Source organism: Clostridium sp. (assembly GCF_036781005.1).
Taxonomy (GTDB): Bacteria; Bacillota; Clostridia; order Clostridiales; family Clostridiaceae; genus Clostridium_B.
In genome coordinates this window covers 111,352-126,789 of record NZ_DAIQBT010000005.1, presented here as the reverse complement: position 1 = coordinate 126,789, position 15,438 = coordinate 111,352, and the positions used below count along the sequence as shown (strand labels likewise).

Sequence of the window (15,438 nt, the reverse complement as noted above, 5' to 3'; positions counted from 1 at the left end):
GTTTTTTTAAATATTTTTGACTTTTTTCTTTATCTCTTAAGTTGACGACATTGGGCATACTCCTGGAGGATTAAGTTATATATTCCCTGTAAAAGAAGATGGAAAAACACATATGGCAGCATTATGGGGAGGTACCACACCACCATGGACAAAGAACGGAGTGGAACAATATCTCAAGTCATTGGATTATTTTATAAGGGAAGCAATATGTAAAAAAGTTGATGTGGCTTTAAGTAATCATACAGCTGTAGATAATGGCTTGGAACGTATTATGTATTCGAAAAAAAGATTAGATTATATGCCAAATATTTATATTATAGGGCAGGATGGATTCCAAAATTATTGTCAGGTATTTTATACATTGAGTTACGAAATGTTGGAAAAATTATAAACATAGGATGAGGTCGACTTTTTACAATTGAATAATATTATTAATTAAATGAATAGTGTGAAAAATTACATTAAAAATGATGTAATGAAGTTTTGGTGAGAAATTATGAGTAAAAACAAAAATGATGTTTCTGTTGCGTGAGAAAAGCTGTTGAATAAATATGCTATAAGGCAAATTTATTCAATTAATTTCTCAATTATTTATGTCTAAAAGTATGTATGGTACTAATAATGCCCATATTTATAGGAATAAAAAGGGGGAAGTATATGGTGGCGTAAATTTTGTATAAGTAGAAAATTTATTAAAGTAATAGTATAATTTAGATATGGGTTAATTTACAAAACTAATTTTATACATCTTAGAATGGAGAATAGGAGAATGAAAAAAAAGAAAAATTTAATTATTCTTGGTTTAATAATTATAATAATTGGAGCAGGAATGATACTATATAATAATTGCTTCCATAATATTGACTCAGATAAATATTTATCAAATATACATGAAAATAAAAATATTGATTATAATGGAAATCACAAAAGTGATAAAAATAGTGAAAGTTTTGATTTTAAAAAATTTGATGGCAAATGGTCTTTGATGCAGTTTACATCTAATAAAGGTAATAAAATAAGTATTATGGATAATACAAAAATTAGTAAAGGTAAATTTTACATTGTGATTCTGGATTCAAAATATAATATTATAGCGAAAAAAAATGAATCAGAAGGAAATAAAAATATAAATTTTACCACTCCTAATGATGGAAAATATTCCATTAGGATTGTCGGAGAGAATGCAAGTGGTAATTTTAATATAAGTGTAAATGCCAGTAATAATATAGACATTTCTCATAGGGATTTTTTTGATTGATTTTAAATTCTATAGTAGTTACAAAGAATTATCACACAAATAAGGTGGCTTTTTTGTGTAATGGATTCATATGGCTAGGCTTAAGGAAGGGTAGAAAAGGATGAACAAGATACTAATTGTAGAGGACGATCCTAAAATCAATAAAATGGTACAAACTTTATTAAGAAAAAACAAATATGTAGTATCATCTGCATTTTCTGGTACGGAGGCACTTTTGTTATTAGAAAAAGAGTCTTTCAATTTGATCTTGTTGGACTTAATGTTACCAGGATTAAGTGGAGAAGAAATTTTAACAAAGATTAACGAAGAATTTCAAATTCCCATTATATGTGTGTCTGCAAAAGATGACTTGGATACTAAGCTTGGATTGATTCGAGATGGGGCAGATGATTATATAACAAAGCCATTTAATAATGAAGAATTAATTGTGAGGATAGGTGCAGTATTAAGAAGAATGAGTAAATGTGAAACTACAGATGAAACTAATATATTCCGATTTAAAGATTTGGTTTTAGATAGTGAAAATCATATTGTAACTATTAAGAATGAGCCTATTGAACTCACTATGAAAGAGTATAGTATATTAGAATTATTAATTAGTACCCCAAAGAAAGTATTTACCAAACAGAATATATTTGAAAGTGTTTGGTCTGAGGAATGTATTATAGATGAAAGAGTAGTTACGGTACATGTCAGTAATTTGCGTAATAAACTAAAAAATAGGGAAGCATACATAAAAACAGTTTGGGGAATAGGATATAAAATGCAAGATATTGATTTGTAAACTTTATACTTTCTTGATAAATTCTAAACTCTATTTTAATACCTCTTAGTTATTATTTAAATATAGGTTTAAATAATACTTTAATTACAGAAAGTGGGTGTTAAGATATATGGAACTAGTATTACAGACTAATGGTTTGACTAAAAAATATGGAAAACAGATAACTATAAACAAGGTTAATTTGAATATTGAAAGGGGCGAGATTTACGGTTTAATAGGGAAAAATGGTGCAGGTAAAACAACAATCATGAAAATTGTTTGTGGATTGATTTATCAGGATCAGGGAGATATTAAACTGTTTGAAAGCAGCAATTTAGAAAAAAGCAGGAAAAGAATGGGGTGTATTATTGAACAGCCCTCATTTTATCCTGGCATGACAGCAAGGGAAAACTTGATTTATTATGATAAGCTGCTTGGCCTTACAGACTATGGTAATGTAGATCAGGTTCTAAGTTTGGTTGGTTTGCAAAATGCAGGAAAAAAGAAAACTAAAGCTTTTTCTCTTGGTATGAAGCAGCGTTTATCTATTGCAATTTCTCTATTAGGTAATCCTGATTTTCTCATATTAGACGAGCCTATTAATGGATTAGACCCTTCTGGCATAAAAGAAGTGAGAGAATTACTATTAAAGCTAAATAGTGAAAATGAAATTACTATATTAATTTCCTCTCACATTTTAGGAGAACTTGCTAAGATTGCAACAAAATATGGAATTATAGATAAAGGAGTACTTGTTGATGAATTTAAAGCGATAGAATTAGAACAATGGTGCAAAAAGTGTCTCACCATTATAGTGGATAATCCTGAAAGAGCAGCCTATATTTTAAAAAATAACATTAATAGTTCAAATTTTAAAATATTTGATGAAGGGAAAATTTGTATTTATGATCGGTTGGATATACCGGAACAAATTAATAAAGAATTAGTTGAAAATGGTGTTTGGGTATCAAGAATCTGGCTAGAAGGAAATGATATAGAGACATATTTTGTAAAAGTACTGGGGGCAATCAATAATGATGAATGTAGTTTCCAGTGAATTCTATAAAATATTTAAAAGTAGGATTTTTTATGCTATATCAATTATATTGTTAACAATGAATGGCATTTGCTTTGCAACATCTATTTATCTTAAGATAAAAGGGAAAATGTTAGGAACAGGGATTTCTAATTACCAGGAATCCTATAGCGTAGATGTGATTTCCTATATTATTCTTATTTTTGTAGCATATCTAATTACCACTGAATATGCAAATGGTAGTATACGACAAATGGCCTGTCATGGAATAGTAAGATGGAAATTAGTTTTTGGACGATATATAGCCATGTCTAGTGTTATTACAATACTTTTACTATTGTTTGGAATTTTAAATCTATTATCATGTACAATATTAGCTGAGTTAGGAAAAGTTAGTATAGCTGTATTTATTGGAATGAATATTGGAATAATTAGTATGTTTTGGGGTATCGCAGGAATTGGTACTTTTTTATCTTATTTATTAAAAAACGAGGGTATTACAATTATAGTTTCTGTTTTATTAGTGGCAAGCAACAACTTCATAGTAAATTTGCTTACTTTGTTAACAAAGAATGATATTTTTACAAGATATTCTCTCACAAATATGCGTAATGCTATAATTAGTTTTACTTCAAAACCGGAGGATGTTCTGAAGTATTCAATTGTATTTTTGTTAATTGGAATAGTTACAATTTTGGGATCTAGTTTGTTATTCTCAAAAAGAGACGTAGATTGATTGCTAGCAAATAGTATATTCAGACTTATTATAGACATAGGGTAATTCATATAAAGGAGTTAGTATGGAATATATTTGGATAGGTACAACTTTTTTGTTTGCATTTATGTTTAGCATACTTGTTTTTTATCACCTATATTACCGCATGAATATTAAACATATTACAATACAATTAAAGGAAATTATGAATTTAAAAGATACTAATCAGTTACTGACGGTAGTGCTAAAACAAAGAGATATTATAAACCTGGTTAATGAACTCAATAATTTAATAAGGGATATAAGACTATCTCGTATAAGAATTAAAAGGCTGAATAGGAATTTTAGGCAAAGTATAACTAATATTTCACATGACTTACGCACACCATTAACAACTGCCAATGGGTATGTTCAAATACTCCAGACAAGTGTTACAGATGCAGAACAACAAGAGTACTTGGAAATAGTATTGGAACGTCAGAATATGGTAAAAATATTACTGGAACAGTTATTTGAATATGTACGTATTGAATCAGGAGAAATCATTTATGAAAATGTACCTATAGATGCAAAAAAAGTTTTTATGGATACACTTGTCATGTATTATGATGATTTTTATAGGAAAGGTAAAGAACCAACTGTCCATTTACTGGAGAAATCTTGTATAATATTAGGAGATGAACAAGGCGTGAAAAGAATATTTTCAAATATTTTATTTAATGCAATTGTACATGGTAAGGGAGAATATTGTTTTAAAATTCAAGAATCAGATAGTGGTTATATATTTACTTTTTCTAATCTTAGTGAACCAATTAGCAAAAATGATTTAGATTATATTTTTCAACGTTTTTACACTAAGGATAATTCTGGAAGTAAAAAGACTACAGGATTAGGGTTAGCAATAGCTAAGGAAATTACTAAGCGGTTAAATGGAAAAATACAAGCCTTTTATAATAATGGTAAATTCACAATATCTATTTTATTTTTAAAAGCCTAATAAAATAGATATTGTAAAAGTATAATTTTAAAAATATTAGTGATTAATTTGTATACACAGAAAAAGGGAAGGTAATCTAGATTTATGTAAGAACAAAATTTATAACATTTCATAATGTTATCATTATTTTCTATTTTACAAGTTTATTCATATCTTCAGCTATATTTTTAAGTTCATTTATATTTGCTTCAATTTCTTCACATGTAGAGGCATTCTGAGAAATTGTTTCAGCTACAGTGTGATATTGCGATATTGTGTTTTTAGTTATATTTGATATTTCTTTATTGAATTTTACAGCATTTTTAGTTTGTAAGAATAAAGTATTGGATGACTCGCTTATGGCAGTAATATTACTGCTAAATGACTTTAAATGATTATTCATATCCTTTATTCTATTTACGGTTTCATTTATAATGCTGTTTCCTTCCTGAGATTTTTGGTTATTGTCATTCATTTGATCCTGTACTATATTAATCTTATTCTTTAATTCACTTACTATTGTACTTGCTTCATGCAGGGATTGCTTTGTGTCCTCAGAAAGTTTCCTAATTTCATCTGCTACTACTGCAAAACCTTTACCGTATTCACCTGCTCTTGCTGCCTCGATTGAGGCATTTAAAGCAAGAAGATTGGTTTGTTCAGATATAGTTCCTATAAGATTCAATATTTCATCAACTTTAGCAGATTTATCTTCAAGGTCTTTAGTTGACTCAAATGTATTTGCTATTTCATCTTTTATATTTAAAATAATTGAAAGAGTAGCATTTAAGGATATTTGATTTTCTTCTGTAATTCCTATGAGATTATTTATTTTATCTTTGCTGTCTTTAATCTTATGAACAACGTTTTCATTAGTATTTAATAGAGTATGGAGTACATCTTCATTGTTATTTGATTTGTCAAGCATTTTATCTGAATTTTGAGATGCTAGGCTTGTTGCGTCTGAAACTTCAACAAGAGAACTTGTCTGTTGTGTAATAGCAGCACTTAGATTTTCACTAGATGATAAGATAGTATTTGAGATTTCAGATATTCTTTTAAATAACTTAAGTAATTTTTCGTTTTCCTCTCTGATTTTAGCTTCTTTCTCACTAATTGATTTCAAGAGTTTTGATGCCATGCAAACCATTATAAAAAGAAGTATAAAAGTAATAACCACAGTAACTATAGTCATATATATTTCTGCACTTGCCAATTTTTCATACTTAAGAATAGATGGATTATTAATAAAAACTATTACAATACATAAAGCACTTAATACTACTGAAGCTATTATCATTTTAAGGTCAAAAAACAGAGCTCCCAGGATGACAAAAAATATAGCTATTAACCACACAGAATTCAAATGCATGGTAAAATTAAGATACAAATATTGAAAATATGTTATTGTTAAAACTAAGATTTTAGTTACATTTAAAGCTTTTGGATCCATGCTGTCACAAGCAGCTACCCATTTATAGCATTTATAAAACACTACTCCATAAATAGCAACGAGTATTCCAAGTACAATCAAGGTATTTGAAGTTATTTCGTCATTTATACCAATTAGTTTCATGAAAGAGAAACATATAAAAGACATAATGCAGCATACCATGTAAATTATTAAAACTATTTTTAAAGACTTTTTATTAAAGATTTTCTGAAAACTTTCTTTATATTCCATTTAATACCCCCATTATATAATTAAAATTTTGTTCAATATTTAAATAATATAACTATTCCTTGTGAGCCTGCAGCAAATGTCCAAATCATTATATAGTCTCCCCGTTTTACCTTACCTTTTTCTATTGCTTCATAAAGTGCTATAAAAGGACTGCTCGTACCTGTATATCCATATTTATCTCCAATATATAAACTTTTTTCCACAGGTATATCCATAGCTTCTCTTATTTTATATATATTTTTAACCGCAAGCTGTGAAAAGCAGAACATACTTATATCATCTTTTGTGATTCCATTTCGTTTAATCATTTTTTCCATAATTCTAACAGCATTTGAAGTAAATTTCTCACTACTAAAAGGAAGCCATTTAAGATAAAGTTCATCTAAATTTTTTGATTTTAAAAAATTTGAAAATCCACGGCTTGGATAAAGAACCTTGTCCACTATAGCAGTGTTCACATAATATTCATTATCAATTAAGCCACAGTCTTCATCAACTTTTTCTAAAATCATTGCACATGCTGCATGACCGTAGTTACCATAGCATAGCTCATTGTCATGATTTATAATGGCATTATCGTCATCACAGCCAATTATAAGAACCCGTTTTGCACGGTTTGATGACATAAGGTAATTTGACATATTTTCAAGTGCAATGGTCATACCTGCACAATTTGCATTGATATCAAGACACATTACATTGGCATTCATATTCAATTCCTTATGTATTAGAATTGATGTCGCAGGTGATACATATTCTGGTAATATGGAGGAATATACAATTGCGTCAATATCTTTTCCTTGAAGACTAGCTTTTTTTAACACGGATTTCCCAGCTTTTATAGCCAACTGAAAAGGGGACTCATCCTTATCCAGCATATATCTTTTATCTCTTCCCATTACATCTACAAGTAGGTGTTTAATATCTTTGTCCTGTTTTCTAAAGTATTCAAGATAAAAATCATTTGAAACAACTTTTGAACCATGGCATACATCAATATAACTTAATTTTACTCCCATATTTATTATGTCCTCCCTAAAATAGCACTTTATCACTTTATCAAGTGATTCTAATATTCAGGTGGAGTTTGCTGTGAAGAGGTACTTATCTCCATCTGAATATTAGAAGAACTTATCCAGGCTTGGTATCTATGTTTATCTCCCACTTTAAAATAATAAGAGAATGTCAGCTAATTCTAGTGTTTGGATAAAATTAAAGGTGCCCATTATTTTACTATTAATAATAGGCACCAAATACACATGATTTTTTATAGTTAGATAAACTTTGGCAACCTGGCAATCATAGAAAAATAATTTTCTTAAGACCCATAGCTTTGCGACCCTACCTTTCGATAAGTGTGCTATTATCAATATTTATATGAACTATATTACACCTGAATTTTACAAAATTCAATAGAAATATTTTATTTTTATACTTTGTGTGACATAATTATTATAAATATGTCATTTTTAATAAAATAAAATTTTAATATTAAATAAATATAACAGAGTAGATATGGATGAGAATAAGAGTAGTTTATTGTGGATTAGAGAAATAGTAGTAAAATGAGGTGAAGAATTTGAAACAAATAGAAATATTGATTGTGGAGGACGATAATGATATTAATAAAATATTGGAATTAATTGTGAAAGAACAAGGATACAAAGCAATTTGCTGTTTTTCGGGTACAGAGGCTCAATTAAGGCTTCAACAACAATCTTTTAATCTGATTTTGTTGGATATTATGCTGCCGGGGTTAACTGGAGAGGAACTATTAAAAAAAATTAGAAAGCAGTCAGATGTTCCAATTATTATTATTTCTGCAAAAAGTATGATTGAAGACAAGGTAAACCTGCTAAAGTTAGGTGCAGATGATTATATGGTTAAACCTTTTGCACGTGAAGAAGTTGCTGCAAGAATTCAGGTTCAATTACGTAAAAATTGTTTACAACAAACAGATAGTTGTTTGAGTTGGAAAGAACTGACTTTGGATGAAAGTCAGCATAGGGTAATAGTTGGAAAATCCGAATTAAATCTCACTAATGTTGAGTTTGATATTTTAAAAATTATGTTGAAACATCCAAAACAAGTATTCTCCAAAGCTAAGCTGTATGAATTGTTGTGGGAGGATATTTATCGGGGAAATGATAATAGTATCAGTGTCCATGTATCCAATATTCGCAAAAAAATTTCTACTGTTACCCATGAAGAATACATCAAAACTATTTGGGGAATTGGTTTTTCACTAGTTTAGGTATCATCTTTATGATTTCTTTATAATTTGCTTAAGAGTCCTTAAAAAACATTTTGTAAACTGGAAATGTAGAGGAGGACTGAAGGTGAAAAAAGAAATTTTAAAAACAACTAATTTGGAAAAAAGATATAAAAATCAGGTTGCCCTGGAAAGCACTAATTTTGAACTACATCAAGGAGAAATATGTGCTGTTATCGGGAAAAATGGTGCTGGTAAATCAACTTTATTTAAAATAATTGCCGAGGAAATATTTCCTACAAAGGGTGAGATTACTTTGTTTGGTGAATCTTATGGAAATCATAATGCCCGAAGGAGAATGGGTGTCATGATTGAAACTAACGTGTTTTTTGATAACTTTAATGCCCGCCAAAATTTAGAGTATTATCGTTTGATGCGGGGAATTCCTGGAAAAGCAGCAATTGAGAAGGTATTAAATACAGTAGGACTTATAGAATATAATCGGAAGAAATTTTCCCAATATTCATTAGGGATGAAACAGCGGCTATCACTAGCATTGGCTTTGTTGTCTTCACCGGACTTTTTGCTTTTAGATGAGCCAACCAACGGTCTGGATGCTGAAGGAATGGTTGAAATGTGTCAACTGTTTCTTAAATTAAATCAAGAACATCAAATCACAATCTTGATTTCAAGTCATATTTTATCACAGCTTCAATCAATTGCTACACGTTTTGTTTTTTTAAATAAAGGTAAGGTTGTTCAAGATTTATCCAAGAAAGAATTATTGGAAATGAGCCAGCAATTTATTTTCCTTCGTGTCAATGATGCCAAGAAAGCCTGTTTTATATTAGAAAATCATTTTGTAGATATGGATTATAAAGTTTTAGCCGGTGAGAAGTTGGAGATTTATAATTATATTTCGCAGCGTCAAAAAATTAATAGGCTCTTAAATGAAGGTAATGTGGATATTTTAGAAATGACAGTTAAAAGTAAAAATTTAGAAGAATATTTCTTAGGACTGGTAGGAGGTAATGAAAATGTTGAATCTAATTAGAAGTGAATTCTACCGCTTAACACGTTCAAAGCTATACTATGGACTGATTATAGTTAGTACTGTTCTTGTAACAGCCGCGGCAGGGGTATTACAGTATTTCAGATTTAAAGAACCGACTTTTCCCTATGGCACAAGAATGTTTTATTATAGCAACGTACTTGGTATGCCTACATTAATTATTATTTTATGTCTGTTAGTTATTTTAATATTAACACGAAAAAGCAAGACAAAAATATGTGCGGCAGTTTCCTTCGGATATTCTCGTCAGGCTGTCTTTTGGTCAAAACTGATTACTCTATCTTTGAGTATAATTATTATGGGTACCATTATTTTATCAGTCACTATTTTAAGTGGTAATGTGATTTTTCATTTGGCAAATAATTCAACTGTAAGCCAATTTTTAATTGCCCTTAGCAATATAGTACCTATTATTGCTTCTGGCTTTATTTTAGGATATGTTTTAGCTATTAATGGGGTTTCAGAAGTTTTAAATTTACTTATTTTGTTGTTCATTTATCGTATTTTAGGTGTTTCCATCAATATTTTAGTGGGCAGAATAAGTGCTTTAAAAACCATTTCTAAATGGACACCTACTACTTTGTTTGATAATAACTTAATTCATTATATGACAAGTAGTGTTTATTTTGATATTAAGTGTTGGGTAATGGGGTTGATGATTATTTTTATAAGTTTAGTTATCGGCCAGACGATTTTCAAAAAAAAGGATTTATCCTAAGGAAAGGAGGAGAGTTATGATTTATATTGTGTGTATGCTGTTAGTTATAACTATCCTCTGCCTGATAAAATATTATTTTACTAGAATGAATATTCATGAACTAATTATACAAACTAGTAGGTTAAATAAGCTTATTTCTGAAAGTAATGAACAAATTAGGTTGGATGCTCCTGATAAAACAACAGAAAAGCTGGCGGTTGAAATTAATCATTTACTTGATTGTTATAAGTCATTACAATTGCAAAATATTAAAGAAAAGCAGCAGCACAAAAAAATTTTGGCTAACTTTTCTCACGACTTACGGACACCACTAACCTCTATCATGGGGTATGTTGACATAGTCTTACATTCCAATTTATCGGAGAAGGATAAGGAAAAATATTTAGAGATTGTACAATATAAATTGAAAACCTTAAACAATCTGGTGGATTCATTATATGACTTGTCTTTAATTGATGCCAGGGAGTATCCAGTGGAGCTGAACCCACACTCATTATATCAGCTGTTGTGTGATAGTTTATTATTGTTTCATCAAGACTTTGAAGATAAAAATATCTCATTACAGTTGGATCTTGATGAAAAAGTCCCCTTAGTGTTATTGGATGAAAAAATCACCGGTAGAGTACTGCTGAATTTGTTCCAAAATGTGATACGTTATGCTAAATCATATTGCAAAGTTGAACTGGGAGTGCGGGAGAAGTACATTAATATCAGCATAAGCAATGATTGTAAGTCCTTAAGCGGGGAAGAGGTATTACAACTTTTTAATCGTACATACAAGGCTGATAGTAATCGTTCTAAGTACTCCTCTGGGTTAGGTTTGGCCATTGCAAAAGAACTGATGGAATTACAATTAGGCACTATAAATACAAATTATAATGATAATACTTTGACATTTATGCTTTGTTTTAAACGTTAATATGCTTCAGTCACAGAAAAAAGAGTAAATCATATGAACTATAAAGTTAGTGAAGGCATTGATATTTATTACATGTATAGTTAATCTTTATGTTAAAATAATATATAAATAATTGGAGGATTGATTTTTATGAACCAGTATATAGATGTAAATATACATAAAGAGGCTAAAATCAGCAGATTTTTAATTGTATTGATGTCAATTGCCTGCGGAGTTAGTGTGGCTAATTTATATTATTCTCAACCTCTTCTGGAAGAACTTTCTAGGTTTTTTAACGTATCATCATCTATAATTGGAATTTCGGCTATGCTGATTCAAATTGGTTATGCCCTGGGACTGATTTTCCTAGTTCCATTGGGAGACATTAAAGAACGCAGGGGTTTAATTATTACAATGTTATTTTGCTCGTCAATATCATTGATTTTTCTTTCCTTTGCATCAAACATATACTGGCTGTTAATTAGTTCTCTATTAGTTGGACTGACTTCTATTATCCCCATGTTGATTGTGCCTTTAGCTGCACATCTGGCAAATCCAGCAGAAAGAGGCAAGGTGATTGGGACTGTAATGAGTGGCCTTTTAATCGGTATTCTAGTATCTCGTGTTTTTAGCGGAATTATAGGCTCAGTTTTAGGATGGCAGGTTGTTTATAGGATAGCTGCAGGAATGATGGGATTACTAATTATAATATTTAATTTATGGCTTCCCAAATCTGTTCCAGATACTTATATGAATTATGGTCAATTATTAAAATCTTTAGTTGGATTACTGAAAAATCAGCTCGTTTTAAAGGAAGCTTCATTAATTGGTGCAATGATGTTTGGAACTTTTAGCATATTTTGGGCTACTCTATCTTTTTTGCTTAAATCACCAACCTATAACCTAGGAGCTAAAACTGCTGGAGTATTTGGGTTGGTTGGAGTTTTGGGAGCTTTGGCAGCTTCAATAGTAGGACGAATTGCTGATAGGAAAAGTCCACAGTTCACTTTAACTATAGCTATAATACTTTCATCTTTGTCCTATATTTGTTTTTTGATTTTTGGATATCAGATGTGGGGACTTGTTATAGGAGTAATTTTGTTGGATTTAGGTATTCAGTCTGGTCAAATTTCAAATCAGGCGCGTATAAATGCCTTGGATGCTGCAGCTCGCAGCCGTAATAATGCCATATATATGACATTTTATTTTTGCGGCGGGGCATTAGGATCACTATTGGGTACATTTCTCTGGGGATTATTTGGATGGATTGGAGTATGTATTATCGGAATAATTTTTCAAATAATTGCAGCATCAACTCATGTTTTAAGCATGAGACGCAGATAAGAGATTTTTCCAACCCATTTTTAGAATACTTAGTTTTGATTGGAGATCCGTAATTGGAAAAGAAATATAAGAGATTTAAAAAATCCCAGGGAGATGTGTTCAATATGTCTGTTGATGAAATAAGAAAAATACACTATACACAAAAGGCTAGAGAAGAAGGTAGGGCGGAAGGCAGAGAAGAAGGCAGAAAAGAAGAGAAGATAAAAATAGCGAAAAGTTTGCTTGATATATTAGACATAAAAATAATTACTGGAAAAACAGGATTGACGGTGGAAGAAATAGAGAAATTTAAATATTAGTCATTTTTAGACTGCTGGGTATGGATGAAATTAAGAGTTTAGTAAGTACTTTATAAAAAGAGGAATATTTTCAGTTGGGAAAGTAAAGCAAAGTGGAAAATAGAGTAGATAGTCTGCTCTATTTTTCTTTTTTTGAAGAGTATGCATCGAATTCGCTAAAAATATATTAGATGATATTAATTTTTACAATTTTAAAAGCATAAAATTGTATTTTAGTATAAATAGTTGATGAAATTGTAATTATTAGACGAAATAAATGAAAATTATGGTACAATGTATATAAAATTATGGATAGAAACTTTAAAAATAATACTTTTAATTATAATTTATTTTCAGAATATTAAGTAAAGAGGTTAAATTATGTATAAAACATTGCGATTCGAAATTGTATCAGGTGTAAATAAAGGCTATTTTCATAATAATAAGTATAGATATGTGGTAGACATTATAGCAAATTTATGGCAGAAAATTGCTAAAAAAGAATTTGAAGTAAGTGGAATATACGTATCTGCAGTGATTAAAAGTAGCAAAACGGTTTATCATGAAGACTGGGGATGTCCTAAAGATGGAGAAGAAACTGTAGTAATTACAGGAATTGCTAATAAAGAGTTTATAGACGATATAGAAAAGTGGAAAAATACTGTCATAAAATTGGCAAAGTATATAAAAGAAGAACTTAAGCAATCAACTTTAACTTGTGAATTTTTAGAGACTGAATTGCATTATTTTAAATAATAATATAAGAGCTGGACTGATATTGAGGATGTGTTGTAATGGATAATAAAAATGAGATAATAAGTTCTCATATTTTTGTATTTCCTTTTAGATGGGATTATATTTCAAATGGCGAATCCGTATATGGATCTATAGATAAAAGATTAAATGTAGATAAAGTAGGAAGAATATTAATGGAAAGTAATTGTTGGGAGGAAGATAAGCCTAATATAGAAAATGAGGAGGTTGAATATAATAAGTATATTTATTTTTATGATAATGTTAGAGATGCCATATATGGCAAAGGTAAATATAGGAATATAAAAAAAGAATTATATCATAACTTTAATAAAAGGAGTTTTCTACTTAGAGAGATAATAAGAAAAGATATAAGAAACAGAGTAGTTCAATGTTTTAAATATAATAAATTAAATGATAAATCAACTTATAATATAAAAATTTCAAAAAAAGAAAAAATATATTCACTAAATATTAAATCTATAAAACTTAAAATTTATGATACAGGTGTTGCTGCATTATCATTTTTTCTGGAAAATTATGATCAAGATTCTACTCCAGAAGATATTTTAAATATAAATGATTATGGTAGAAGAATATTTCCTCAATTTTTACCACTTGAAAGTGTTCAAAATAGTTTTCTAGCCAAGAATATTACTCTTAATCTATCAAACAACAAGTATAGTGAGGAATTTAATTATGATGCAAAAGTATGCCCAAATAGAATATCAAATACCATAATGAAGTTATTGGGAGATAAATTTACTTATGATGAAGAGAATTTAAAAAAAGGACAAGTATTTATTTCTCCTATAATGGATGATAGGATGTTTCTATTGTCTATTTATAGAAATAATAATAAAAGTAAGGGTTTGATTAATCCAATGGGCAATAGTTTTAAAAAGAGTTATGAATTTTGGTACAAATATATATTCGTAGATAATGAAAGTTTAACCTGCCAAGATGATGAAATGTTTAAGGAATTGATAAAAAAATCCACTTATTTAAGATGGAGAAATTATGGAACATTTTATGGTATTAGTAGGTACTCATTTGTTGTACTTAAAAACAAAAATAAATCTAAAGAAGATGTTTTGATGAACCATTTTTATACTATGTATTATGAAATGGCTTTACTAGTATTGATTCAAAGAGCCTCAATATTGAGATTGTCAGATGAGGCATCAAAAATAGCAATATTTGATGAGGATGAGGCATTAGAAAATGTTAAGAAGCTTCAAAGATATTATACTGAATTTATTAATGATTTGTACTTTAGGGAGGTCACAGCACAAGAGCAGGGTATAGAAATTTATAATAAATTAGTTCAAATGATGGAAATTGAAAGGGATGTAAAACGACTGGGAGAAGAGATAGATGGAATACAAAAGTATACATCTATGATTTCAAGTGAAAGAATAAGTACATTATTGAGAATAATAACATATTTGGGACTTGGATTTACAGTGTGTTCATTTTTAATTAAGGTGTTTGGAAATGATGTTATTTCATTTGGAGAATGGAATATAAATGATAAGTTTTCTTCTTGGCTTTTGGAAAGGGTCATGATTAGCGTTGCAGGTATAGCGATTATTATAGCACTATTCAAGAAGGTAATAAATAGCTATTATTTTAAAATTACTAAAAGAATATTTTGGATTGCTTTTATTATAACATTTATTATACTTATGTTTGCTAAGAATTGGGTTTGAATTATTAAAAAATAATTTT

General features: G+C 29.2%; 15 protein-coding genes, 1 pseudogene and 1 riboswitch. Of the genes and pseudogenes, 14 read left to right on the top strand and 2 right to left on the bottom strand.

Going from position 1 to position 15,438, the window contains the following annotated elements:
• Nucleotides 1-52: 52 nt before the first annotated feature.
• From V7Q02_RS03455 to V7Q02_RS03430, 6 genes and pseudogenes are all read left to right on the top strand, one after another.
• Nucleotides 53-391: pseudogene (locus V7Q02_RS03455) on the top strand (MBL fold metallo-hydrolase); the annotation flags it as partial.
• 378 nt (nucleotides 392-769) lie between these two features.
• Nucleotides 770-1,258 (top strand): hypothetical protein, encoded by a 489-nt coding sequence (locus tag V7Q02_RS03450; protein ID WP_333859571.1) that lies wholly within the window; start codon nucleotides 770-772, stop codon nucleotides 1,256-1,258.
• Between the two features lie 100 nt (nucleotides 1,259-1,358).
• Nucleotides 1,359-2,042, top strand: coding sequence for a response regulator transcription factor (locus V7Q02_RS03445; RefSeq protein ID WP_333859570.1), 684 nt, complete (start codon nucleotides 1,359-1,361; stop codon nucleotides 2,040-2,042).
• Nucleotides 2,043-2,151: 109 nt separating this feature from the next.
• Nucleotides 2,152-3,078: an ABC transporter ATP-binding protein gene (locus V7Q02_RS03440; protein WP_333859569.1), complete on the top strand. Its 927-nt coding sequence runs from the start codon at nucleotides 2,152-2,154 to the stop codon at nucleotides 3,076-3,078.
• Nucleotides 3,056-3,793, top strand: coding sequence for an ABC transporter permease (locus tag V7Q02_RS03435; protein ID WP_333859568.1), 738 nt, complete (start codon nucleotides 3,056-3,058; stop codon nucleotides 3,791-3,793). Before V7Q02_RS03440 ends, V7Q02_RS03435 begins: the two co-directional genes overlap by 23 nt.
• Nucleotides 3,794-3,857: 64 nt before the next feature.
• Nucleotides 3,858-4,769: a sensor histidine kinase gene (locus V7Q02_RS03430; RefSeq protein WP_333859567.1), complete on the top strand. Its 912-nt coding sequence runs from the start codon at nucleotides 3,858-3,860 to the stop codon at nucleotides 4,767-4,769.
• A 130-nt stretch (nucleotides 4,770-4,899) separates the two neighbouring features.
• Here V7Q02_RS03430 and V7Q02_RS03425 read toward each other — a convergent pair whose 3' ends face one another.
• Entirely contained in the window at nucleotides 4,900-6,432 is a 1,533-nt protein-coding gene (locus V7Q02_RS03425; protein WP_333859566.1) for a methyl-accepting chemotaxis protein, read from the bottom strand.
• A gap of 32 nt (nucleotides 6,433-6,464) precedes the next feature.
• Complete coding sequence (locus V7Q02_RS03420; RefSeq protein WP_333859565.1) at nucleotides 6,465-7,451, bottom strand: 3-oxoacyl-[acyl-carrier-protein] synthase III C-terminal domain-containing protein; 987 nt, start codon at nucleotides 7,449-7,451, stop codon at nucleotides 6,465-6,467.
• Between the two features lie 264 nt (nucleotides 7,452-7,715).
• Nucleotides 7,716-7,804: riboswitch (cyclic di-GMP riboswitch) on the bottom strand.
• A gap of 198 nt (nucleotides 7,805-8,002) precedes the next feature.
• Here V7Q02_RS03420 and V7Q02_RS03415 point away from each other — a divergent pair.
• The 8 genes from V7Q02_RS03415 (at nucleotide 8,003) to V7Q02_RS03380 (ending at nucleotide 15,419) form a co-directional block, all read left to right on the top strand.
• Complete coding sequence (locus V7Q02_RS03415; protein WP_333859564.1) at nucleotides 8,003-8,686, top strand: response regulator transcription factor; 684 nt, start codon at nucleotides 8,003-8,005, stop codon at nucleotides 8,684-8,686.
• 85 nt (nucleotides 8,687-8,771) lie between these two features.
• A complete protein-coding gene (locus V7Q02_RS03410) occupies nucleotides 8,772-9,698 on the top strand; it encodes an ABC transporter ATP-binding protein (RefSeq protein ID WP_333859563.1) in 927 nt (308 codons plus the stop codon).
• Complete coding sequence (locus V7Q02_RS03405) at nucleotides 9,682-10,434, top strand: hypothetical protein (protein WP_333859562.1); 753 nt, start codon at nucleotides 9,682-9,684, stop codon at nucleotides 10,432-10,434. Before V7Q02_RS03410 ends, V7Q02_RS03405 begins: the two co-directional genes overlap by 17 nt.
• 16 nt (nucleotides 10,435-10,450) lie before the next feature.
• Nucleotides 10,451-11,353, top strand: coding sequence for a sensor histidine kinase (locus V7Q02_RS03400; RefSeq protein ID WP_333859561.1), 903 nt, complete (start codon nucleotides 10,451-10,453; stop codon nucleotides 11,351-11,353).
• 129 nt (nucleotides 11,354-11,482) lie between these two features.
• Complete coding sequence (locus V7Q02_RS03395; protein WP_333859560.1) at nucleotides 11,483-12,676, top strand: MFS transporter; 1,194 nt, start codon at nucleotides 11,483-11,485, stop codon at nucleotides 12,674-12,676.
• A 53-nt stretch (nucleotides 12,677-12,729) separates the two neighbouring features.
• Entirely contained in the window at nucleotides 12,730-12,975 is a 246-nt protein-coding gene (locus V7Q02_RS03390) for a hypothetical protein (protein ID WP_333859559.1), read from the top strand.
• A 360-nt stretch (nucleotides 12,976-13,335) separates the two neighbouring features.
• Nucleotides 13,336-13,710: a hypothetical protein gene (locus tag V7Q02_RS03385; RefSeq protein WP_333859558.1), complete on the top strand. Its 375-nt coding sequence runs from the start codon at nucleotides 13,336-13,338 to the stop codon at nucleotides 13,708-13,710.
• 38 nt (nucleotides 13,711-13,748) lie between these two features.
• The gene (locus V7Q02_RS03380; RefSeq protein WP_333859557.1) at nucleotides 13,749-15,419 is read left to right on the top strand and encodes a hypothetical protein; all 1,671 of its coding nucleotides are present in this window, start codon (nucleotides 13,749-13,751) and stop codon (nucleotides 15,417-15,419) included.
• The last annotated feature ends 19 nt before the right edge of the window (nucleotides 15,420-15,438 follow it).

Bases quoted from the DNA above. Each gene is read 5' to 3' on its own strand.
- V7Q02_RS03385 (WP_333859558.1), top strand. From the start codon at position 13,336: ATGTATAAAACATTGCGATTCGAAATTGTATCAGGTGTAAATAAAGGC.
- V7Q02_RS03435 (WP_333859568.1), top strand. From the start codon at position 3,056: ATGATGAATGTAGTTTCCAGTGAATTCTATAAAATATTTAAAAGTAGG.
- V7Q02_RS03430 (WP_333859567.1), top strand. From the start codon at position 3,858: ATGGAATATATTTGGATAGGTACAACTTTTTTGTTTGCATTTATGTTT.
- V7Q02_RS03440 (WP_333859569.1), top strand. From the start codon at position 2,152: ATGGAACTAGTATTACAGACTAATGGTTTGACTAAAAAATATGGAAAA.
- V7Q02_RS03420 (WP_333859565.1), bottom strand. From the start codon at position 7,451: ATGGGAGTAAAATTAAGTTATATTGATGTATGCCATGGTTCAAAAGTT.
- V7Q02_RS03445 (WP_333859570.1), top strand. From the start codon at position 1,359: ATGAACAAGATACTAATTGTAGAGGACGATCCTAAAATCAATAAAATG.
- V7Q02_RS03425 (WP_333859566.1), bottom strand. From the start codon at position 6,432: ATGGAATATAAAGAAAGTTTTCAGAAAATCTTTAATAAAAAGTCTTTA.
- V7Q02_RS03450 (WP_333859571.1), top strand. From the start codon at position 770: ATGAAAAAAAAGAAAAATTTAATTATTCTTGGTTTAATAATTATAATA.
- V7Q02_RS03405 (WP_333859562.1), top strand. From the start codon at position 9,682: ATGTTGAATCTAATTAGAAGTGAATTCTACCGCTTAACACGTTCAAAG.
- V7Q02_RS03380 (WP_333859557.1), top strand. From the start codon at position 13,749: ATGGATAATAAAAATGAGATAATAAGTTCTCATATTTTTGTATTTCCT.
- V7Q02_RS03400 (WP_333859561.1), top strand. From the start codon at position 10,451: ATGATTTATATTGTGTGTATGCTGTTAGTTATAACTATCCTCTGCCTG.
- V7Q02_RS03395 (WP_333859560.1), top strand. From the start codon at position 11,483: ATGAACCAGTATATAGATGTAAATATACATAAAGAGGCTAAAATCAGC.